20 protein-coding genes are annotated in these 22,685 nt (G+C 60.6%); 3 read left to right on the forward strand and 17 right to left on the reverse strand.

The genetic code is table 11. The features are described from left to right. Nucleotides 1–33: 33 nt before the first annotated feature. The 10 genes from LVD12_RS09760 to LVD12_RS09805 are packed head-to-tail and all read right to left on the reverse strand — an operon-like array spanning nt 34 to nt 8,201. Entirely contained in the window at nt 34–771 is a 738-nt protein-coding gene (locus tag LVD12_RS09760; protein WP_237067527.1) for a hypothetical protein, read from the reverse strand. Beyond that, nucleotides 752–1,573, reverse strand: a complete 822-nt coding sequence (locus LVD12_RS09765; RefSeq protein WP_237067528.1) for an FTR1 family iron permease — start codon at nt 1,571–1,573, stop codon at nt 752–754. The genes LVD12_RS09760 and LVD12_RS09765 overlap by 20 nt, the downstream gene beginning before the upstream one ends. Nucleotides 1,574–1,592: 19 nt before the next feature. Continuing rightward, entirely contained in the window at nt 1,593–1,934 is a 342-nt protein-coding gene (locus tag LVD12_RS09770) for a cupredoxin domain-containing protein (protein WP_255771813.1), read from the reverse strand. After that, nucleotides 1,927–3,282: a sensor histidine kinase gene (locus tag LVD12_RS09775; RefSeq protein WP_237067529.1), complete on the reverse strand. Its 1,356-nt coding sequence runs from the start codon at nt 3,280–3,282 to the stop codon at nt 1,927–1,929. The genes LVD12_RS09770 and LVD12_RS09775 overlap by 8 nt, the downstream gene beginning before the upstream one ends. After that, a complete protein-coding gene (locus tag LVD12_RS09780; protein ID WP_237067530.1) occupies nt 3,279–3,941 on the reverse strand; it encodes a response regulator in 663 nt (220 codons plus the stop codon). The genes LVD12_RS09775 and LVD12_RS09780 overlap by 4 nt, the downstream gene beginning before the upstream one ends. Next, nucleotides 3,941–4,594 (reverse strand): tetratricopeptide repeat protein, encoded by a 654-nt coding sequence (locus tag LVD12_RS09785; RefSeq protein ID WP_237067531.1) that lies wholly within the window; start codon nt 4,592–4,594, stop codon nt 3,941–3,943. The genes LVD12_RS09780 and LVD12_RS09785 overlap by 1 nt, the downstream gene beginning before the upstream one ends. Further along, nucleotides 4,591–5,415, reverse strand: coding sequence for an SDR family oxidoreductase (locus LVD12_RS09790; protein WP_237067532.1), 825 nt, complete (start codon nt 5,413–5,415; stop codon nt 4,591–4,593). The genes LVD12_RS09785 and LVD12_RS09790 overlap by 4 nt, the downstream gene beginning before the upstream one ends. A gap of 1 nt (nt 5,416) precedes the next feature. Continuing rightward, nucleotides 5,417–6,097 carry an iron-containing redox enzyme family protein gene (locus LVD12_RS09795; RefSeq protein ID WP_369413378.1) on the reverse strand — a complete coding sequence of 227 codons (681 nt, stop codon included), beginning with the start codon at nt 6,095–6,097 and terminating at the stop codon, nt 5,417–5,419. Next, the gene (locus LVD12_RS09800) at nt 6,094–7,575 is read right to left on the reverse strand and encodes an AMP-binding protein (protein ID WP_237067533.1); all 1,482 of its coding nucleotides are present in this window, start codon (nt 7,573–7,575) and stop codon (nt 6,094–6,096) included. The genes LVD12_RS09795 and LVD12_RS09800 overlap by 4 nt, the downstream gene beginning before the upstream one ends. Next, entirely contained in the window at nt 7,566–8,201 is a 636-nt protein-coding gene (locus LVD12_RS09805) for a thermostable hemolysin (RefSeq protein ID WP_237067534.1), read from the reverse strand. The genes LVD12_RS09800 and LVD12_RS09805 overlap by 10 nt, the downstream gene beginning before the upstream one ends. A gap of 435 nt (nt 8,202–8,636) precedes the next feature. On the opposite strand from LVD12_RS09805, the gene LVD12_RS09810 reads away from it, so the two are divergent. Continuing rightward, a complete protein-coding gene (locus LVD12_RS09810) occupies nt 8,637–9,530 on the forward strand; it encodes a universal stress protein (RefSeq protein WP_237067535.1) in 894 nt (297 codons plus the stop codon). Between the two features lie 31 nt (nt 9,531–9,561). On the opposite strand, the gene LVD12_RS09815 is transcribed toward LVD12_RS09810, so the two are convergent. Next, entirely contained in the window at nt 9,562–11,232 is a 1,671-nt protein-coding gene (locus LVD12_RS09815) for an alpha-amylase family glycosyl hydrolase (protein WP_237067536.1), read from the reverse strand. Between the two features lie 177 nt (nt 11,233–11,409). On the opposite strand from LVD12_RS09815, the gene LVD12_RS09820 reads away from it, so the two are divergent. Both LVD12_RS09820 and LVD12_RS09825 read left to right on the forward strand, forming a co-directional pair. After that, nucleotides 11,410–12,261 (forward strand): alpha/beta hydrolase, encoded by an 852-nt coding sequence (locus tag LVD12_RS09820; RefSeq protein ID WP_237067537.1) that lies wholly within the window; start codon nt 11,410–11,412, stop codon nt 12,259–12,261. Nucleotides 12,262–12,462: 201 nt separating this feature from the next. Next, nucleotides 12,463–13,290, forward strand: a complete 828-nt coding sequence (locus LVD12_RS09825) for a DUF3014 domain-containing protein (protein WP_237067538.1) — start codon at nt 12,463–12,465, stop codon at nt 13,288–13,290. A gap of 58 nt (nt 13,291–13,348) precedes the next feature. Here the strand turns inward: LVD12_RS09825 and LVD12_RS09830 are convergent, their stop codons facing one another. The 6 genes from LVD12_RS09830 to LVD12_RS09855 form a co-directional block, all read right to left on the reverse strand. Next, nucleotides 13,349–14,068: an SGNH/GDSL hydrolase family protein gene (locus LVD12_RS09830; protein WP_237067539.1), complete on the reverse strand. Its 720-nt coding sequence runs from the start codon at nt 14,066–14,068 to the stop codon at nt 13,349–13,351. A 42-nt stretch (nt 14,069–14,110) separates the two neighbouring features. Next, nucleotides 14,111–15,970: an alpha/beta hydrolase family protein gene (locus tag LVD12_RS09835; protein ID WP_237067540.1), complete on the reverse strand. Its 1,860-nt coding sequence runs from the start codon at nt 15,968–15,970 to the stop codon at nt 14,111–14,113. Nucleotides 15,971–16,082: 112 nt separating this feature from the next. After that, nucleotides 16,083–17,567, reverse strand: a complete 1,485-nt coding sequence (locus LVD12_RS09840; protein ID WP_237067541.1) for a tryptophan halogenase family protein — start codon at nt 17,565–17,567, stop codon at nt 16,083–16,085. 160 nt (nt 17,568–17,727) lie between these two features. Then, a complete protein-coding gene (locus LVD12_RS09845) occupies nt 17,728–20,523 on the reverse strand; it encodes a TonB-dependent receptor (RefSeq protein WP_237067542.1) in 2,796 nt (931 codons plus the stop codon). 170 nt (nt 20,524–20,693) lie between these two features. Then, nucleotides 20,694–21,656, reverse strand: a complete 963-nt coding sequence (gene glk / locus LVD12_RS09850) for a glucokinase (protein WP_237067543.1) — start codon at nt 21,654–21,656, stop codon at nt 20,694–20,696. A 156-nt stretch (nt 21,657–21,812) separates the two neighbouring features. Beyond that, complete coding sequence (locus tag LVD12_RS09855; RefSeq protein WP_237067931.1) at nt 21,813–22,679, reverse strand: sugar ABC transporter permease; 867 nt, start codon at nt 22,677–22,679, stop codon at nt 21,813–21,815. Between the last annotated feature and the right edge of the window lie 6 nt (nt 22,680–22,685).

The following is a 22,685-nucleotide window of genomic DNA, read 5'->3' on the forward strand; positions in this document are numbered from 1 at the left end:
GATTTCACGCCCTTTTTGATTGCAACTGCGCCATCAGAAGAACTCATACTCCACCAGCAGCCGCCAGCTCTGCTCGGGGCTTTCATCGGTCAGGCCCAGAATCACACCGAACTCCCATGTCAGGCGGCGGGCATCGGAAAAACGATGGCTGCCCCGCGCTATTGGACCCAGCCCCCGATAATCTTCGCCGGCGTAGAATTCGAGCGCCGGCTCAAAGGACTCCTGCAGACGGTAACGCCCCTGAAGGCGCAATTCCGACTCCCACTCGCTGGTGATGTCATCCCCCCATTCGTAACCGACCGCGAGATTGGCGGTACCGACCCACCGGCCCCACTCCCGCAGAGCCAGCAGCGTTGCCGCGCCCTCCCACTGATCACCGTCCGTTTCCTTTTCAAGCTCAAACAGCAAGCCCCAGTCGGCTGCGTATTCCCCCTGCTCGGTGAGCTGCCACTTGGCTTCCAACTCGACAGCCTCCACTCCGAATTCTTCGCCGCCGCCGTCGGAACCGATTACGTAGATCTCGCCAAACCAGCGGTCGGTAAAGCCATAACCGACCCCGAGCCGGTGCACCTGCAGACCGTCCAGCGCAGGGTTATCGTCATCCTGAACCACCAGTGCCCGCCACTCGAGCTCTGTCTCCAGCGGTTGCACGTACGGGTCGTAGACCCGGTCCACTACCAATCCGTCGGCCAGAGAGATCCCCGGTGCCAGCAGCAGCGTGATCGACAGGAAAACAGTCTGACCCCTGTATTCAGGGCGTCGATGCCGCACGATCTCGCTCCCCTTTCCTGCCACCGGCCTCAGCCCGGTACCTTGCCCAGAATAACAGTGCCACCATCAGCAGCGCTGCCGAAAAATAGACACCGACCTCTACCGGGGAGGGGCTGGCTTCATAACCGACCAGTGCATAGAGCAGCTGGCCGCTGACGGAACCCTCCGGAAGCCAGTTGCCCGTATCCCACAGTGATGACTGCGCGGGCAACCAGTCGGCCTGAATCAATAACTGCGCAGCCTGAATGCACATGCCTGCTGCGACCAGAGTCATCAGCACACAGGCAACCGCCAGCGTGGTTCGCCGTGGCAATGCCAGCAGAAAGTAATAGAACAGTGCGCCGATACTGAAACCGATGCCCGCGCCGATGAATGCACCGCTCAAGACACCGGGTCGCAGATCCGGGTCGGCCGAAAAAGCCGAGAGAAAGAGATAGATTTCCGATCCTTCCCTGATCACGGCCAGTGTCACTGCTGCTCCCATGGCAGCGGCGATGCCCCCCGGCACTGTATTTTGACTGTAATAAGAGCGAATCATCAGCACCGCCACACACAACAACAGTACATAGATGGCAAGCTGCAGGAAGGCATCAAAAACTTCCTGGCCGACACCGTCCAGCAACTCGGAAATACCGCGCATCTGCGTCCCCACCAGGACAGCGACGGCCCCGCCCAGCAGCAGGGATAGCGGAAGCCACCGCGGATCAACCCGCAGGCGCCGGCTCATGGCCAACAGAATACTGATGAGCAGCGCTGCCTCCAGCACCTCACGCAATATAATGATGACGGTATTCAGTAACATGCTGCTCTGGTGCCACACTTCATTTCACAATGATCTTGCCCTGGGCGGTGTTCGGGTTGAACTCACCAAAAAACGGATACTCCCCAGGGGCCAGCGGCCCGATAAAGATAATTGCCCGCTGCCCACCCATGATGACTTTTTCCCGATTGAGTTCATAACTCTCGAACTCCTCCGGTGTCGGGTCGCGGTTGTAGACAATCAGCTTTACTTTCGTATGGGCCGGCATCAGGATTTCTGCCGGATGAAAGAGATGGTTGCGAATTTCCAGCTCCACTATCGGCCGGTCTGCGGCCACTGCCTTTACGCTCGCCGCGAGCATCCACAGCAGCACGAGACGACGGCAGGCAGTCCTTTCAAGCATGCTCTTCTCCAGGCAAAACGGTACCACTGGAGGCCGGGAACAAGATCCGGACACAGAGGCCAGTGTCGAAGCGGGAATCACTCAACTGGATCTCTGCCCGGTGCAACCGCGCAATATGAGCAACGATCGACAATCCCAGACCACTGCCCTCAGCCTGGCTGGCATGGCAATCGCCGCCTACGCGGTAAAAGCGTTCGAAAATTTTGCTGCGCTCCTGCGCTGGGATACCCGGCCCGGAGTCTTCTACCTGAATGTAGCCGCGGCTGTCAGACAGTGCGGTCGTCACCAGAATCTCACCCCTCTCCGGGGTGTATTTGCCGGCGTTACTCAACAGGTTGCCGATCATCACAGTCAGTGCAAAAACATCTCCCCGGATACCCACAGCAGTCCCCTGCAAGGAGATGCTCTGCTGCCTGGCGGAAAACAGTTCGTAGCGCTCGGCAATCACCTCGCGGGCCAGTTGCTGCAAATCTAGTGGTTCCAGCCGTGCCGGATAATGCTCCGGATTGGTTCTGAACAGCGTCAGCATTTGCTCAACCAGATCGACCATACGCGTGACACTGAGCCGCAGCTTGCCCAGTGAGCCGGACCGATCGGCCAGGCCTGCATCCTGCAGCTCCCGTTCCAGGTTGTGCAGGTGAACCTGAATGGCGCTGATGGGTGTCCGCAGTTCGTGGGCTGCATCGGCGGAGAAGCGGCGCTCCCGCTCGAAGGAAGCCCCGAGTCGTTCCAGAAGCGCATTGGTAGAGCGAATGACCGGCTGCAATTCCTGCGGTGGCTCTGACACCTGCAGCGGCTCCAGGTCCTCGGCGCGTTTTTCTCGCAGCGCGTTCGCCAGTTCGCGCAGGCTGGACAGGCCGCGTCCGATCACCAGCCAGATCAGCAATGCCGCCAGCGGCAGGGCCAGCAGGGTCGGCAGGATCGACTCGAGCACCACCCGCTCCGCCAGCTGAAAACGCAGGTCCGCCCTTTCTGCCACCTGGATCCAGCGTCCTGACTCGGGGGAAAAATGGGTATAGACCCGCCAGCGGTAGTTGCCAAAATTGGTCTCCCGGTACCCGCCTTCCAGCGGCACCATCGGCCGGCCCGGGGTATTGGCGGATTTCAGCAGGCTCTGTCCATCCTCGCCCCACAGTTGCAGGGCAACTTCGCCATCGGCCGGTAGCTCCGACTGCACCTGCTGGAGCGGCAGTTTTTCCAGCAACGCTGCAGTGGCAGCCAGCTGGCGATCCAGCAGCTGCTGCGCCGCCGCCATACTCTCCCGGTAGCCGTGCAATGCAGCAAGAAAATTGACCAGCGTGATCGTCGACAACAGGGCCACCAGGAGGAATACGCGAATCGATCTCACCGACCGGGCCCCAGCTTGTAGCCGACGCCGCGAATGGTCTGGATGAATTCGGGGTAAATTTTCTTGCGCAGGTTATGAATATGGACATCCACCGTATTGCTGGCGACTTCCTCCCCCCAACTGTAGAGTTTGTCCTCCAGCTGCTCACGGCTCAGGATATGCCCAGGGCGTTCCGCGAGCGCACGCAGGAGCGAAAACTCACGTCGCGACAGTTTCACCGCTTCACCATTCAGCAGTACCTCGTGACTGGCTGTGTTGATGACGACATCTCCAATCAGGATATCCGGGCTGCGGCTCACGCCACTGCGGCGCTCCAGGGCACGCAACCGGGCAAGCAGCTCATCCACGGCAAACGGTTTGGTGAGATAGTCATCGGCACCGGCATCCAGCCCCTGGATCTTGGCCCTCAGCGCATCCCGCGCAGTGAGGATCATCACTGTGCAGTGAATCCCCTTCTGCCGCAGAGACTTCAGGACATCTATACCGTCCAGGTCCGGCAGGCCGAGATCGAGAATGACGAGGTCCGGTTGGGCTGCCTGCGCCAGCGCAATGCCCTCCCTGCCAGTGCCGGCCCGGTCGACCGCATAGGCTTCATGACGAAGGGCGGTGGCAATACCGTCAGCCAGTGATTCATCGTCCTCGATCAGCAAAATGCGCACTAATGCAGCTTTCCTTCAATTTTGGCCTTCAGGCTTTTGATCTCACCCAGCCGCCCCTCGCTGGCCACTGGCCGAGCAATATCACGCGGTGCATGCTCCGCACGCTGCACATATTGCAGCGCACGTTGATAGTCTTTGCTCTGGAACAAGTAGTCGGCATAGAAGTAATTGGCATCGATATCATCTTTTCCGATCGCCAATCCCTTCTGCAGATATTCCGCAGCTTTTTTATCATCGCCAAAGCCGATTGGCCAACCGGGCACCTGATAGTAGAGCGACCCCAGGCTGGTGTAGGCAGCGCCATCGAGGACACTGCCATCGATGGCAATGGCGTGCTCCAGATCCGCTTTTGCCTCCTTGACGACAGAGAGCGCACCCAGGCCCCCTTTGGCCCCGGCGTAGGAAGCGCGGATGATGCCACTCCAGACCCAGACCGGAGCACTGTCACGGAATTCACCGGTGGCAACACGGGCCCGCTCAGCGAGCTGCTGGAACTTGTCTGCCTGTTCTTTCTCCGGCGTGCGGTATTTGATCTTTGCCCAGGCGTGCTGCAGCTCCTGTACCGTCTGTGATGCGTCCGCTGCCCAGAGCTGCGGAGCGAGGAGCAACGCCAGCATGGCAGCAGCCAGCCGGCCGAGTGATGTTGTTTTCATAGCGCTTCTCCAGGTAGTTCGCCTTGCTTGGCGTACCGTCGGATGACGGGCAGTTTCTTCGACAGGGCACTGTCCACCAGGCCGGGAAACAGTGCGTTGATTTTGATGAAAAAGCGCTCCGGCCAACCGATAAAGCGGCGCTGGCCTGAGGCTTTGTGAAGCAGGTTCGAGCACTGCAGGGCAACGACCGCCGGCGTATCGGCTTTATTGCGCAGTGCCCGGTTCAGGGCGCGAACTGCGGGTGTGTTCAGTTCCGTATCCACCGCCCTTGGCGCGAGATAGTGCACACGCACACCGCCGTCAGCGCACTCCCGCCGCAGTGCTTCGGTAAATCCGAACAGCCCTGCCTTGCTGGCGCTGTAGGCCGTGAAGCCCGGGTGACCGATATGACCGAAAGTGGAGCCGATATTGATCACAGCTGCCGCAGGGCTTTGTTGCAGCAATGGGAGGAGATCGCGGGTCAGCGCCATCGGCACCAGCAGGTTGGTATGCAGGATATCGGCGAGCTCCCGATCGTCCAGGTCACCCAACAGGGCAAAGCGGGAAATACCGGCGTTGTTGATCAGCACATCGAGCCCCGATTCCCCACGGCACATTTGCACCAGTTCCCGCCGGCCGGCGCTCTCCAGCAGGTCGGCCGCCAGTACCCGGTGTCGCCCGGGATTAGCGAGGGAGCACCGCAGCTGCTCCAGTCGGTCGGCGTTGCGCCCCTGAAGTAGCAGCCGGTCCCCCTGCTCCGCCAGAAGACGGGCAATGGCATGCCCGAGGCCGCCACTGGCACCAGTCAGCAATACAGTGCGGCATTGTTGCCTTGTGCTCATCTCAGGCCACCTCTGCCCGGGGCTTTGCCGCCTGGCGTTCAACTTCCCGGAAAATATCGCCGTAGAGCCTGTAAATGACCCGGGCACTGTGAACGATGGCCTGCTGGTCTGTGGGCTCAGTGATGCGGTTCATCAGGCCTTTGAAAAATTCCACATGACCGATATCCAGTGCGCCGTGAGAACGCAGGTAGCTGAATGCTTTTTCTGGCAGTTGCAGCGACTGGGCGATGGCACCGGCCGCGGTGTCTGCCAGCTGGATACTGGTGCCTTCCAACACATGCACCATGCCGAAGAAGCCGAGCGGATTCCCCCGCGCGATCGTGTCGTAGGCATAGGCAACCATCAGCTCGGTCGACAGGTTAGGCCGACTCCGGCGCACTGCCTCCGCGTCGCCACCGCAGGCAGCGATGTCATTGAGGATCCACTCCTGATGCCCCGTTTCTTCCTCGATATATTCAGCGATCGCCTCGCGCAGCCATTCCTGCTGATCCGTCAGGCGACTGCCACAGGCCATCAGCAACGGCACCGTGTGCTTGACGTGATGGTAGGCCTGGCTGAGAAAGGCAATGTATTCACCCCGCGTCAGGTCACCACGGGCTCCGCGCTGAATCAACGGTACGTCGAGCAGTCCCTGCCGGGCACCCTGTGTTTGCTCCTGAAGCTGGTCAAAAAAATTCATCATGAAACTCTCGCTGTTTCGTACATGGAATCGATCAGGTCTGCGTAGGTGTTGGCAATTTCACTTCTGCGCGGTCGTCCGTTTGCGGTTAGCAGTCCTCCCGGAAATGTGAGGGGCTCGGGCAACGGCCGCCACTCTCGCAGCTTCGCGTAATCAGGCAGCCTTTGATTGACCCGGACCAGCCAATCATCGATGGCGGCACCGTCCGTGCCGGGCAAGGGGGAAATCAATGCGCTGCAGTTAGGGCGGTCATCGCCGACCACCACGCACTGGGCAATAGCCGGTGAAAGCAGTACTTCGCTCTCGATCCACTCGGGGGAGATATTGCGGCCAAAGGAACTGATCAGGATGTTCTTGCGGCGCCCGGTGATGTACAGGAAACCTTCTTCATCGATCGTTCCCAGATCGCCGGTCGGAAGCCACTCATCGGCCTCTGCCGGCTCTCCAAGGTAGCCAAGGTAGCGCGGCCCACGCACCAGCACTTCGCCGTCGCTGACGGAGATAGCGCAGTGCGGCAGTGGCCGGCCCGCCGCTCCCGGCCGGTCGGAGCCGGGCAGGTTCAGTGCCACCACAGAGCCACACTCGGAGAGCCCATAGCCCTCGAAAACTGGCAGGCCGAGATGGCGCGCACGGAGCAGCAGGTCCGCGGCGACCTTGCCGCCACCCACGGCGATGAATTTCAGCGAGTCCGGCGGTTCCCAGCCGCGCTCGACCGCTGCCACCAACTGTTTGAGCATCTGCGGCAGCAGGATGAGGCTGTCGGGGCGATGGTGCTCGATACTGCCGCACAGGCGGGCCATATCCAGCTGCGAGCTGCCGGTCAGCCCGAGACTGTCGAGCCCGGGCGCAATTACCAGACCGCCGAGCAGCCAGCAGGTATAGGCACCGGCGACATTCTCGAGCAGGGTCGCCAGCGGCAACACACACAAGTGGCGCCGACAGCCCAGGAATTGCAGCTCCCTTGCCAGTGCGGCCGCCGTCGCGAGCTGCGTTTCATTGGCAAGACAGACGCCGCGCGGCGCGCCCGTGGAACCCGAGGTAAATGTCACCTTGGCGGTCTCGGCCGGAAGCGCTACCGACTGTGCGCCAGGAATCTCTATCAGAGCCAGGTCATCGATATAGGTCTTTGCCTGCCCGGTCTCCGGCAGGAACGTGAAGCGCTCACAGTCGTCGGCAAGGATCGCCTGCATGCCGCTTGCGGCAATGGTGTGCGACAGCTGGCCGGCAGAGAAAAAAACCGGGAGGGGCACCAACACCACCCCCACCTGCTGACAGGCCAGGTCGGCAATAAGCCATTGGGGACCATTGTCTGCCTGCAGGCCGATCACAGACAGGGACAATGCCCGCAGCTGTGCTGCCATCCGATCGACACGCTGCCGCAACTGGCCGAACGTCAGGTGCAGTACAGAGCCTTCCAGTGCCGGGGCATCACTGGACTGCTGTTGTAGCTGCTGGAGCAGCGACTTCGCGATCAACTCCATGTCTGAGCCTCCAGCAGAGTCCCGGCGAGGCATTGTGCCTCTGCCGTGTAGGCTTCGAGCATTGCCCTGACTGTCGGTATCCGCATAAGCCGCGCGCGCTCTGCCGGTACATTGATCGCCGTGACCACCGGCCGGGTTTTGTAATAGCTTCCCCACTCCGACAGGGCACGGCCCAGCCGCTGGCCGTCGGCCTCACAGAGTGCCAGTGGCGTCCGGGCGAGCTTTTGCAGGAGGTGCTGCACTTCCGGGGTGGCAGTGAAGATTGCCCAGGTGAGTCCGGCGGCGTGAAACAGTTGAGCCAGCATCAGGAACAGGTACAGGCTGCCACCGCGACTGGTGGCGACGAGATTGCCGATCTCCACCACCTCGTTGCGCTCGACCGGGTGCGAGACGATCCCCGCGAGGCGCTGCTCGATCGGCTCATCCAGGTACTGTTCCAGAAACAGGGAATCCCCTTCCGCGCGGCGGAGCCCCAGGGCTGCACGCGGCCCGTCAGCCCCACGAAGGGCCAGCAGGCAGGGAAGGAAATGCCGGATGCGGGCACCGTAAGTCGCGACAAACTTGTCGGCGATATAACGCTCGACCGCGGGCCGGCCAATGCTGTTTGGCGTCAGAAGATCAAACAATGGCGGCGCCAGAAGGGGACGGGAATGCCCAGTCGGCTCGACGGTTCCAGCGTACTGACAGGATTCCAGTGACATGGCTCAACCTCGTCTGGAAGGGATACTGGCAGTCTACGGGGGGCAAATTAAGGCAAACTTAAGAGTCCGCGACGGGCACCAAGATTGGCGCAGAAAAGCACCCACTATTGTCTCTCCCGCCATGCGGGCGGACCGTGGTTGCCGCCGTTATCCAAATCCTTTCAAGAACATCCGCCCAATCGGGGCCAGGCACAACCGCTTGCCATTGATTTCTGTCAAGATCGCCCCCATCCGGTGCGGCAGAATGAACCTATAGCTGTCACGAGTGCGGTACACAATGGCACCGCACCGGAGGACCGCGCTGCCGGCTGGCATCACGCCGGACAATTTTTATTTTCTGCCGTTTCACCAGGAGGAAACATGCAACAGCAACCCACGATCTTCGTCGTCGTCGATCCCAATGATGAGCGCCACGTGGCGCTGGAGCGCGCGCTGACCATCGGTAAATTGCGCAATCCGCAGCCGCGCCTGCTGGTGTTTGTCGCCGTCGATGGTGAGGCGGTGGATACCCGCGCGGTCAATGACCACCTGTTCCGGGATGAGTCCTGGTTCCGGGAGGAGATCCGCCAACCGGTGGCCGGGGCCGGGCTCGAGTGTGAAATCCAGGTCTGCTGGTCCAGCGACTGGCAGGGCGCAATCATCCAGGAGTCGCGTCGCTGCAATGCGGAAATGATCTATCTGCCGGTACATGCCAAGACCAGCCGCCGCTTCACCTTTGCCGAATCCAAATGGCAGGTACTGAAGCAGGCGCGCTGCCCGGTGGTCCTGATCCGTCCCGGCGCCAAGGCGCAGCGCAAAGTGGTACTGGCGACGGTGAATTACCAGGCCAAGACCGACAGACAGCGGCAGCTGAATCGCCAGATCACCGAGCGCGCGCGCTATATCGCCGCCTGCTACGGGGCCGATTTGCACCTGGTCAATGCCTACCTGGACTCGATGCTGTATCCGGACCGCGGCGCCCTGGCCAAGCTGGCCCGCAAGACCAGTGTGCCAACGGAGCGTATCCATGTGATGCGCGGTTACACCAACGAGGTGGTGTCCAAAGTGGCGCGGGAGATCGATGCCGACCTGGTGCTGATGGGCACCCTGAACCAGTATGGCGAGACCGGCTCGCTGTTGCGGGGCAATACCGCCAAGCGGGTGATTGGCGGACTGGAAGTCGACGTGATGGTGTGTAACGAATTCACCAGCACCGAGGGCGTGGCTGATAGCCGGTCACAAGAGAAAGAGGAGAAGCTGGCGGCCGCCCACTGACCGCCGCCAACTCAGGACGGGGAGCGCGGTATCAACCGCGCTTCTTTTCCGGGGCCAGCAGTACCAGCTCAAAGCCGGTATTGAGTTGCACCCTGCCGTCTTGCACCTTGACGGTCTGGCCGGAATAGTAATCCCGGAGCATCGCACCGTCCTCGAAGACATCGCTGACCTGAACGGTCTTTGGTCCTCTCGGCACCTTCAGCGCCACTACCACCGGGCTCTCACCCTCGAGTGTCCGCGCAAAGGTATAGGGCGTTTCTGCGATCATACGGTGCTGACCGGCACCCACCGCGGGATGCGCCTGCCGGAACTGACCCAGTTTCTGCCAGTGTGCCAGCAGTTTGCGGGTTTCCGGTTTTTCCAGGTCTTCCCAGTTCATGGCGCTGCGCAGCTGGGCATCCCCCTTGGCTTCGGCAATATCCAGCGGTCGCGCCAGTTCGTCACCGTAATAGATCTGCACGGCCCCCGGGGCGAGCATCAACTTGGTCGCCGCTTCGCGGGCGCGCTTGCGCTCGCGGTCGAAGGAATTCATATCGTCGTGGGAAGTCAGGTAATTGAGGACCCCCACACCATCGAGCGGACCGGCGTTCAGGTTTTCCGAGTAAGTGGAGAACAGGCGCTCCCAGTCTTGTCCGGCACGCTGGGAGAAATCGAAGTTGATCAGGCTGTCGAAGCCATAATCGTAGAAGTCCACCTTGCGATCACCGAAATCATAATCGCGGCCACGGGTCACGCCGAAGTCGTTGGCACCGAAGCCATAGACTTCGCCCACCATGAAGAACTCGCTATCGTCGAGTTTCTCCTGCGGGTTTTGTGCCCGCCACTGCGCCAGCGCCTGGCTGGCTTCCTTCTTCAGCACCGCCCAGACCTCGGGCTCCACATGTTTGGTGGTATCGACCCGAAAGCCGGTCACGCCGTAATCCCGCACCCAGTCGGTGGCCCATTTCACCAGGTAGTACTTTGGCGCGCGCGGGTAACCGGTGCGCGCGAAGAAGGCGTCCAGCTCCGCCAGCTCCTGTTCGAGCCGCCCTTCCCGCTGCCATTTTTCCAGCAACTGCGGCGGCAGCGCCACCGGCTCCTCGCTCTCGGTACGGATGTCCGGAAGGTTGTCGACCAGGGTACAGCTCACGGTGCCGGCAAAGCCGGTCCAGTCGCAGACCGGATCGGGGCGCACCCACGACAGCGGTGCCAGCGGGTCCTGCTCGGTGACCGGGCCGGTGTGGTTGATAACGATATCCAGCAACACCCGAATGCCGCGACTGCGCGCTTTCTCGATCAGCTCGGCCAGCTCGGCCTCGGTGCCAAAGTTGCGGTCCACCGCCGTCCAGTCCCTCGGCCAGTAACCGTGATAGGCATAGGTACGGCCGGTACCCTCATCGGTGGCGCCCTGGATCTGCTCATAGACCGGCGACATCCACAGGGCGTCGACGCCGAGGTCATTGAAGTAACCGGCCTCGAGCTTGTCGATCACGCCGCGCAGGTCACCCCCCATGAAGCCGCGCAGGGGATCCGCATCGTCCTCGCGGCCATAAGACAGGTCGTTGTCCGGGTTGCCATTGGCAAAGCGGTCCGGAAGCATGAAGTAGACGGTCGCATTGCGCCAGAAAGCCGGGGTTTCGGCTTTGCTTTCCGCCGATACCGCGGGGAGGCTGTGACTGGCGGCCAGCAGCAGGCCGGCGCAGAGGCTGGTCAGTTTTCTCATTATGGGTTCCGCTCTCTCAATCATTGCGGTCGCAGGCAGCAGGTCTGGCTACGACCGGAAAATCTCCAGCCTACTGTAGCCATCGGAGAGGTGACTGCATCCCCCCCGAAGCGGGGCGTAGGAGCCAGCTCTCCCATGGGGGTACCATGTCATCCCTGCAATCCGGAGAGCCCTGCCATGCGCCGCCCGAACCGCCTGTTCGCGCTTCCGACACTGCTTGTGTGCCTGCCCCTGCTCCTGTTGGCCGGCGCTATTACGCATGCCGGCACCACCGCCAGCACCAATGTGCAGGTGCTGCCGCCAGTCTGGATGGAGCAGCTGCAGCGACAGCGGGTGGTGCGGATTTACCTGCCCGCAGACTACGCCACCACGGAACGGCGCTACCCCGTGCTCTATATGCACGACGGCCAGAACCTGTTCGATGACGCCACTGCCTATGCCGGTGAGTGGGGCGTGGATGAGACCCTCTCTGAACTGCGGGAGGAGCGGGGGCTCGCCCTGATCGTGGTGGGCATCGATCACGGTGGCGAAGCCCGCATCAATGAGCTGAAGCCGTTCGACCACCAGGAATACGGGCCGGGCGAGGGTGATGCGTACCTGGAGTTCCTGGTGCGGCAACTCAAGCCCAGGATCGATCGTGAATACCGGACCCTGCCCGGTCGCGATCACACCGCCATTATGGGTAGCTCCCTCGGTGGCCTGATGTCCCACGTGGCCATCAGCCGGTATCCGGAAGTGTTCAGCCGGGCCGGCATCTTCTCCCCCGCCTACTGGATTGCCCCCGGCTTCTTCCAGGAGGCCCGCCAGCCTCTGCCGGTCGATAGCCGCCTCTACCTGCTGGCCGGCGGTCGGGAAGGCGACGATATGGTGTCAGACTTCCGGGACATGCATGCCCTGCTCAAGGAGACCCAGCAGGCCAGTATCCTCCACCGTCTGGCGCCGCAGGGAGAGCACACCGAAGGCTTCTGGCGAGCGGAGCTGAAGGCAGCGCTCGAGTGGCTGTTTGCCGCAGAGGAAGTCTCCCCTTGAGTGTCCGCAGGCCGAACACGGGCGCCCCACCCCGGTCGTCCGGGCCAATCAGCTTGTAAAAATATTTTCAAATCCTCATGATCTTCGCAACGCTGTGCTCCACAGTACCGCAATCGAGCGGCCCTCTGGCGCATGCTTAGACCGAGCTATCGTTATTGGAACCACGCTGCAACTGACCACACAAAGCGGAGGAAATGAGGAATGTCGGAGCACCAGTCGAGCAGGGGTTGGATTCTGGGATTGATCATTGTCGCCGCCATCGCGGCCGGCGCCTATTTCCTCTTGCGGGGTTCACCGGAACCAACGCCGCCACCTGCGCCCGTTACCGAGCCAACTCCCGAACCCGCCCCTGAAGTGGACCTGGAGCCGGAGCCTCAACCGGAACCCGTTCCCGAGCCCGCACCGGCGCCGGAACCGCAACGGGAGCTCCCCCCGCTCAACCAAAGCGACCAGACTGCTCGCGGTGACCTGCTGAGCCTCGCCCCCGATGGCGCCCTCGGCCGCTGGATCGTGTCAGATGAAGTGGTGCGCAAGTGGGTCGCCGCCGTGAATGCCGCCTCCAGCGGCGAGATGATGGCCAAGAACCGGCCCTACAATAATCCTCCCGGTGACCTCATGATTTCCGAGGAAGGCCCCACCGGTATGGTCCTGTCCGAGGAGAATTACCAGCGCTACGACGTGCCTGTGCGGCTGTTCGCCATGGCGGATACCGACAAGGCCATCAAGCTTTATCAGTTCTGGTATCCCCGCCTGTCAGAGGCTTTTGGCGAACTCGGCATGCGCGACAAGAATTTCCATCAGGTATTCCTGAAGGCCATCGATGTCGCCCTGGCCGCACCGGACGCTGATCAGCCTATCCAGCTGGTACGGCCGTCGGTCTATTTCAAGTTCGCCGATCCGCAAATGGAGAAACTGCCCGGGGTGCACAAGCTGATGATCCGCATCGGTCCGGAAAATGCAGCCCGGGTGAAGGAGAAGCTACGGGAGTTGAAGGCAGCACTGGAGGAAATGCCCAAGCAGGGGCAGTAGATCAGGACAGCGCGCTGCGTCGGCGGGAGGGCTCTGGCACACGTCATACCGCCAGAGCCTAGCCGCCCTCCACGTTGAAGTTTTCACGAACCAGTTCGGCCACTCTCCGTCCCCACTCCCGGTAGATCCCCGGGCCGGGATGGAACCCGTCGGTGGCCATCAATGCGCGGTCATCAGAAAATCGCAGGCTCAGAAACTCGGCATTGGCCTCGCCCCTGGTATCGCCCCTCAGGATCTGGTCAAAGCGCGTCGCCCTGCGCCCAAGATACCAGCGCAGCGGCTGGGGCAGGGCGGGGAAGCTGTGCACCGGCGGCAGGCCGGAACAGACGATGAGGCGGGCGCTGAAGCGTTCGCGCAGCAGGCGGCGCAACTCACCCTGCTGCAAACTCCACCTCGCGGGCTGCACACCACGGGTCGCATCGTTGACCCCCAGCGAGGTGATCACCACGTCGAACACCCCGCTCGGCATCTGCCTGACCGTTTCAATGGTTTCAGCGGTCGTCGCACCCGTGCGCGCTACCAGCGACCAGTCGAGCCGGAACTCTCCCGACAGGGCCCCGACCACCTGGCCAAGCAGAGCCTCAGACTGATTCGCCGCACCAACGCCTGCCGCAGCCGAATCTCCCAGTACCAGGATCCGCAACCACGGTCCTGTGCCACACCGCCCCTGCCGGGCACCATCCGGCTCCGGCAGCCGTGGCGTACGCCTGCGCACCCACTGCCCCTGAATGAGGAGCAATGGGCCGAGCATCACGGTGAGCAGCATGTCACGGGCCATCAGATACTCTTACCGGGGGCTTTCGTTGCCGGCGATCAGGACTCAATGCCCTGCAGAGGACAGGTGTTCTGCAAGGAACTCATCCAGCGCCGCGAAAATCATTCGCTCGTGCTGTGGGTCGGTACGCCAATGCTCGGCTCCCTCGAGCGAGACCAGTCTTACAGGCTTCTTCTCCGCCTGCAGTTTTTCAAACATATCCCGACTATGGCGGTAGGGGACCACGCTGTCCTTGGTGCCTGCGAGTAGCAGCAGCGGGATTTCGAGTTCGGCAGCGCGATGCCATGGAGAATCCTTTTCAACATCCCCCTCCGGCTTTACCAGCCTTAGGTTCTGGGCGCTGAAGAGGAGGTCGCGCAGGTCAGCAATGTATTGCTCCAGGTTCATGACGCCATTGATGCTCACGGCGCAGCGATACAGCTCAGGCGTTTTGATGGCCCCCATCGCAGCTGCGTAGCCACCAAAACTTGCGCCCACAATACATACGCGCTCCGGGTCTGCGACGCCGGACTTCACGAGTTCCCTGACACCATCGTCGATATCATCCTGGATCAACCGCCCCCACTGACGGTGCCCCGCTTCCTGGTGTTCCCTCCCGTTACCAGTGGAACCGCGGTACTGGGGCTGAAGGACCGCGTAGCCGCGATTGGCAAAGAACTGCACGTAGTTATCAAAGCCCCACTCGTCGTGCGCCCATGGCCCTCCATGGGGATAGACGATCAGCGGTAGTTTTTTGGCTTCGATGCCCACGGGGGTGGTCAGGAATGCCGGGATCCTATAGCCGTCCCGGGCACGGTACTCAATCGCCTGCATTGGCGCCAGTGCAACACCATCGAGCTCCGGGTATTGCAGCGCAAACTGGTCAATGGTCTTTTCTTCCAGATTGAGCAGATAATACTTTGGGGCAACCTGGTCGGAATACGCCCTGGCCATATGGATCTGGTAGGACGCACTGCTGGAAACCAGCTCGATTTTCTCCTCGCTGAGGAGTTGATCGAGAATCGCGAGAACTTTTTGCTCCCTTTCATTCTCATGCGCGCCCACAATCTTTTTCAACGCCAGGTCATAGCGCTGCAGCTGGGGCTTGCCGGTCGCATCCTCCCCCTCAACGAGCAGGATGTTCGGGTCATCTGAGGCAAAGCGCACCGGAATCAGGCGCTGGGCATCGTGAAAATCGACCTTCTGGATGGTCTCCCAGTCTTCACCCTCTGAGGTGCGATGAAAGACACTGACATCCCGCTGGTCCATATGGTTTTCATATTTGATCCCAACCCGGACCACGCCATTCTCATCTGCTATCCACTTGTAGGCGTGCTTGACGTTGCGCAGCGCCCGCCGCTTCTTGCCGCTGTAGACATTCACACGGTGAACGTCAGGTTTGGCCCAGCCGAATTCCACATCATCCAGCTCGACGAGGATATGCTTTGGGTCATCTTTGAGCAGGCTGACAACCCGCACATCCTGACGAAAATAGCCATCCCTGTTTGGTTCCATCTTGAAGACGACCGGATCCTTACCGCTCTTATCGATACTGACAAGCCGGTTTACGTTCCAGAGGTCAATCCCTTTTTTTTCAGTGGTGCGGACCGTAAGGATCAGTCGCTCATTGTTTGCCCATTGAAAGTCATTAATCTTCACATCGCCCAGGGCAATGGGATTCAGCCTGGGCTTCGCCTTACGCCCGGGCGTCAGGTTTTGGACGATCAACACCGGTTGATCCTCTGCCCAGATCTGGAATGCCACTGACTGCCCATCCGGGGATAATTTCACAGACGTGTACTGGGGCAATGCAGCAAAAGCATCAGAGGGTGCCTGCTGAGCCTGCGCCCCCAATGAGATACAGCAAAGCACCAGTGAAAGGCCGGCCATCACCCCTGCCCAGCCAAACGACACGTTTGTTTTCATTTATTATTTCCTTATTGTGGTAACCGACCGATTGAACCAGCCTTTTACTTCCACTAATTCGCAGTCCGGCAAAGAATGAAGATAATTGCGTGACAGCCACCAATCTCTGGTGTCAGCTGAAAAACTGCTCGTGATCCGGAAGGCTTTTCACTGTGCCATCGACGAGGGTTTTCAGGCTTTCCAGGAGGTCAGCCATTTGGGTCTCAGACAGTGAGTCGGCGATCGTGTGATAGTCCTCAGGCATAATCCCCTGCCCGATCATGACCTGCTGCCACGCCACCTCGGTGAAAAGATCATCAAAGTCCCGGAAGACCTTACCGGTGGAACGGAACAATTCTATTTTCTCCTGAAGGCTGTCCGGCACACGCATGGTCGCACATTCACGCCAGAAATTGCTGTCGCTTCGCTTGTTGGCCTTGTAATGAAGAATGATGAAGTCCCGGATACGCTCAAACTCGACCTGGGTTTGCCGGTTGAACTCTGCCACTTCGGTGTGCTTGATCCCGCGGTGCGGAAAGGACTTGATCAGGCGAGTCGCGGCTGACTGGATCAGATGGATACTGGTGGACTCCAGAGGCTCGAGGAAGCCGCTGGAGAGCCCGATGGCCACCACATTTTTCTTCCACGCCTCACGGCGGCGACCGGTGCGAAAAGAAATCAATTTCGGCTCGGCCAGTGCCTCACCATCGAGGTTTGCCATGAGAACGTCGCGAGCCTGCTCGTCATTCCAGTGTCGGCTGGAATAGACAATCCCGTTACCTGTTCGGTGTTGCAATGGAATACGCCACTGCCAGCCTGCAGCATGTGCTATGGAGCGGGTATAGGGGACAACCGGCTTAACGGCAGCACTGGGGACGGCCTGGGCACGATCACACTGCAGCCAGTGGGACCAGTCTTCAAAACCTGCGCCCAGGGTTTTCTGGATGAGTAGCGCCGCCATACCCGTGCAGTCCACGAACAGGTCGCCGTGAACCTCAATACCGTCATCCAGCTGCAGGCTTTCGACGAATCCGCTCTCCGGGTTCACATTGACTTGATCAACAGTGCCCTCAATTCTCTTTACGCCCTTACTCTCGCTGTACTGGCGCAGGTATTGGGCATAGAGGCCTGCATCGAAGTGATAGGCGTAGGAAATTCCCGGCAGGTTCGTCCCCTTGATCTGGGCCAGGGGCGCAAACCGGTTGTGCATTGCGGCCTGATAGTTCAGCGAGTATTCCCAGAAGCTTGATGTACCACCGCTCTGGCGGCTCTTCACCCAAAAATGATGAAAATCACAGAAGGGGAAATTTTTGCCGATATTCCCGAAGGCGTGCATGTAGCTGTCGCCTTGCTGGAACCAGTTCTCGAACTGTATGCCCAGCTTGATAGTGCCCTTCGTGGCTTTGAGGAATTCCTTCTCGTTCAGGCCCAGTGCCTGGTTGAAGTTGATGATCGGTGGAATGGTGGCCTCTCCGACACCTACGGTTCCGATCTTGTCCGACTCCACCAACGTAATGCCGATGCCCTTACCCAGCACCTTCACCATCAGCGCTGCCGTCATCCAGCCGGCAGTACCTCCACCCAGGATGACGAGATTCTTGATAACACGGTTGTCCACGATTACCACCGGAGAAAAATTGGCTTAACTGCCCAAGGCTAGCGAATTCTCACCGCCTTAGGTAGCGCAGCTAGCAAATCAAAAAGATCCATATACAAAAAAGCCCCTGTAATTGTGCGATTACAGGGGCTTTGCCTGGCTTAGTGCCTAACTACCGGGTTTACAGCTCGTAGCTGAAGCCCAGCAGGTAGATGCTGCCATAGCTCTGGTAGTCGCGAACCTGCAGAGCGTTGTCACCACTCAGGGTAGTGAAAGGCTCGTCGGTCAGGTTCTGACCCTGCAGGTAAACAGACAGACCTTCCAGGCCACTGATTCCGGCATCACCGAAGTCGTAGCCCAGCTGCACATCAACGATGGTCTCACCAACCACGTCAACCTGCTGGGTGTTGAAACCTACACCGTAAACCTCGCCCTTGAAGTCATCACGCTTACGCATGCTGGCACGGGCAGAGAAACCGTAGTTCTCGTAGTAGGCGGTCAGGGTCTGGATGCTCTGAGACAGGCCCGGCAGCTGGTAGTCGTTGCCATTCTGGTCCTGAATGTCTGTTTCCAGGCCGGTGTGGCTGGCCAGCAGGCCGAAGCCGTCGAGGCTCTCGGAGAACATGTTGAACGGCAGTACTACAGACAGCTCGTAGCCCTGCAGAGTGCCGCCACCCGCATTGATCTTGCCGTAGGCAGTCGCAGTGGTGTTCTCCGGCACGATACCGGTTTCCGGGTCAGCTACACCTGCCAGGTCGACAATGTAGTTGTCGTCGAAGTGCCAGTTGCTGAGATCCTTCCAGAACAGCGCAGCAGAGAAGTAACCCTCTTCGCTGAAGTAGTTCTCGTAGGAAAGGTCTACACCAATGGCTTCCTTCGGCTCCAGCTCGGGGTTACCGCCGCTGATGCTCCAGAAGTTGCCATTCTCGTCCGGACGGGGGTTGTCACCACCGCCGAAGTAGTCGACCAGAATAGAGGCGTTCATCTCATCCATACGGGCACGGGAGATGGTTTTGGCAGCACCGAAGCGAACAGTCTGCTGCTCGTCGATGGCCAGCGCCAGGTTCAGGCTCGGCAGGAAGTGGCTGTAGTCGTGAGTAATGTCGGTCGGGGAGGTCACTACCAGGCCGTCAATGATCTGGCCCGCGGCACCCTGGGACTGCTGCTCGGTGTACACGTAGCGCATACCGGCGTTACCGGTCAGCGCGTAACCGGCGACATCGGTTTCAAAGCTCGCCTGGGCAAACGCAGCAGTGACCGCCTCGCTCACAGACCAGGACTTGGTCAGGTGGCTGGTATTGGTCAGGGACTCGGCCAGCAGGCTGTAGTAGCCGTCTTTCAGCATCGCAGCGGCGTCATAGGCGATCATGTCACCCATGCCGATGAAGTCCAGGGAGGCAGAGCCGAGACGGTACTGCTCCGGCACTTCCAGCATCCCCGGGAAGTTGCTCAGGGTCATGAAGTAACCCTCAGACTTCTTGGTCTTCTCGCGGTCGCGGTAGGAAACGCCGTAGGAAACTTCGTTGACGATACCGACTTCTACCATCTGGGTAGCGGCCAGTTTCAGGGAGGTCAGCTCATCGTCGATTTCCGGAGTATTCAGGAAGCCGTCCTGCCCTGTGTTCTCCAGCGGAGTGCCGGTGATGCCGAGGCTGTCGTTCAGAGCAGCACTCCAGCCCCAGGTCAGCGGGCCGCCGAGCTGGATCAGGCTGAAATCGCTGTAGTCCAGGTTGTGGTCGAACTTGGCACCAGTGTTGCCGCCGTCGAAGGTGTAGCTGATGTCGTCCGCGATACCGGCGCTGTCGCCGCGGCCGGTACCGGCGTAGCTTTCGAAGCTCCAGATATCGCGCTCTACTGCAGAGTGGCTGACGTCGAGTTCGAGCTGCAGGGTGTCAGAGAAATCGTACTTGGTGTTGAAGCCGAAGTTGTTCAGCTCAGCGGCGCGGGTTTCCAGGTCGTTACGGACCACTACGCGCTGGCCTTCGGTGGTGGCACCGGTGATGAAGCCGCTGGACGGATCCACGGTGGCACTATCCGGGCTGATGGAGCCCTGGCCCCAGGCAAACGGGATCTCGATACCGCGCAGGATCTTCTCGTCGGAGAAGTCTACGTAAAGGGCATCGAAGGTCATGTTCAGTTTGTCGTTCGGCTGCGCTTCAACCACCAGCATCACGCTGTCGCGATCCAGTACAGAGGAGCGAACGAACGGCTTGGCACCGCCGAGGATGGAGTAGTTGTTGCCATCAGGGCCGGTGAACTCGGGGTAACCCCAGGAGTTCCAGCGCTCTTCCTGGTTCGGGGAGCTCATGGTGTTGAAGGCAAATGCCACACCAATGGTGTCCTCGGCGAACTGGTCGATGTAGGAAACGGTGGCGCGGTGACCCTGGTCCTCACCATCGGGATTCAGCTTGTCGAAGCTGGTCATCTCGTACTGGGAGTTCACCTTGATGACACGCTCACCGCGCTCCAGCGGCTTGACGGTCTGCATGTCGATCACACCGGCAATGCCTTCTGCTTCGATGCTGGCGGTCGGCGTCTTGTAGACAGTTACGCCGCTCATGATCTCGGACGGATACAGGTCAAACTCCACACCGCGGTTGTCGCTGATGGAAACCTGCTCGCGGCCATTAAAGGTGGTGGCACTCTCGTTTTCACCGAAACCACGGATGGAAACGCGGCTCGCACGGCCGTCCAGGCGCTGGGCAGCCAGACCGGGCAGGCGGGCAATGGACTCAGCAATGGAGGAATCGGGCAGCTTGCCGATATCTTCGGCAGAGATGGCCTCAACAACGGCCTTGGCATCGCGCTTGGTGTCGATGGAGTCCATCACACTCTTACGGAAGCCGGTTACGGTTACTTCTTCCAGCGACTTCGCCCCTTCCTGTGCTTCCTGCGCGAAAACACCAACAGAGGTAACGGACGCTGCGATCGCTGCGGACAGCAGGGCTGGCCGGAAGCGCTTGTTGGATAGACTCATCATCTTCTCCCTGGACTTATCGTTATGGTGAGACCCTGCATCCTAGGCCCGCCCGATGTCCATATCATCCTCCCCCGTGGGGGAGGAGGTGGGAGGAGTCGCGGCGCCCCAAAAGGGGGCGCCAGGCACCATTCCAAGTCTTTGATTTGGTTAAGGTTTGCGTTTTAACTTCAGTTTTCTAGTGCCGCCGCCGCGCCGATCAATGCCTGGTAACCGGCATTGAGGGCGTAGAGGGGCACCGTTTTTATCCATTGCTCCACCCGCCCCTTGGCGAGAAAGCGCTGTTCGAATTCACTTTCCGGCAGCAGCTCTGCGATGCGCGGCAGGATACCACCACCGATAAACACACCGCCGCGAGCGCCCAGGTACAGGGCGGTGTCGCCCGCGACGCTGCCGAGGAAGTTGAGGAAATCCAGCAGGGTTTCCCGGCACAGCGAATCGTCTCCGCTCAGCCCCCGCGCACTCACGTCCTGCGGCTGCAGGTCTTCCGCCGCCCGGCCGTGCAGCTCACATACCGCACGGTACAGGTGCACCAGCCCGCTGCCGGACAGCACCCATTCATTGAATACCGGGCTCTGGGTGCGCATCATGATCTGCAGCAGCTGCAGTTCGCGCTCACTCACCACGCCCAGGTTGGCGTGACCGCCCTCACCCGCCAGCACCTGCGGCTTGTCGCCACCGAGCGCCAGGCCGGCGACACCGAGGCCGGTGCCCGGCCCGAGCACGGCCATGGTGGCGCCTTTCAGGCGCGGCACATCCCGCAGCACCCGGTACTCATCTCTGCCCAACAGCGGCAGCGACTGGGCCAGAGCGGCAAAATCATTGATCAGCAGGGCCCGCTCAAGGCCGAGGGAGGACTTCAGATCCTCAGCGCAAATCTGCCAGCCGAGGTTGGTCATCACCACCCGACCACCAGCTGCATTCCGCTCCACCGGCCCCGCCGCGGCGATACAGGCACGCTGCGGATGCGGCCGGTCCAGTCCGTCCAGCCAGTGCTGCAGGGCACCGGTAAAACCATCGAAGCGCTGGCAATCCACCACTTTCAGCGCTTCCAGCGCGTAGCCGCCCTCTGTGGGTACGGCAATGGCAAAGCGGGCGTTGGTGCCGCCGATGTCCGCTACGATGCTGGTCATGGATTCTCAATCTTCCTTACTGCTGTCCACTCGACTCGCCCATGATAGAGGCTGCAAAGGGAGCCCACGGGCGAGGGCCGCGCAATGTACGCGGCTTTTGGTGAAAAATCCACCACCCCCAGGGGGCGTAGGCGCCAATACTCCACCACCCCCGGATCAGCCTTTGACGGCGCCGGCAGAGAGCCCGGAAACCAGGAAGCGTTGCAGGGCCAGGAACAACAGGATCACCGGCACCGACACGAGGATCGAGCCCGCGGCAAAATAGCCCCACTCGGACGAGTAATCGCTGACGAAAAAGCGCAATCCGACCGGCACGGTGTAGAGCGCCTCATCATCCATGAAGATGGACGCCAGGATGAATTCGTTCCATGCCGTCATAAACGAGAAGAGTCCGGTCACTGCGATTGCCGGCCGCGCCAGCGGCAGGATGATGCGGTAGAAGATCGTCAGGCGGGACGCACCCTCCAGCAGCGCCGACTCCTCGATCTCGAACGGCAGGGTGTCGAAGTAGCCCTTCAACATCCACACACAGAATGGCAGGGCGGTAATGGCGTAGACCAGGATCAGGCCCAGCCAGGAATTGCCGAGCCCCAGCCATTGCACCACGATGACGTACAGCGGGATCAGCATCAGCACCGCCGGGAACATCTGCGACACCAGGAACAGCATCAGGCCGCGGTTGCGTCCGGGGAACCGGAAGCGGGAAAAGGCATAAGCGGCGGTGCAGGACAGCACCAGCCCGATCACCGTGGTTCCGGCAGCCACGACCACACTGTTCAGCAGCCAGCGCATAAACGGTTGCTCGGTGAGCACCGCACGGAAATTTTGCAGCGACCACTGCTCCGGCAGCGGCACCAGTGCCGCCAGCTGACCCCACAGGCCCAGATCCCGGGTGTCCTGCACCAGCTGCAGGGACTGCTGGCCGGAAAAGGCCAGGCTCACCACCCACAGCAGCGGATAGATCACCACCAGGGAAGCGAACACCAACAGCGCGAAACGCCAACTGAACACATCCCGCAACACGCTCTT

This window comes from Microbulbifer guangxiensis (assembly GCF_021729075.1).
Lineage (GTDB): Bacteria > Pseudomonadota > Gammaproteobacteria > Pseudomonadales > Cellvibrionaceae > Microbulbifer > Microbulbifer guangxiensis.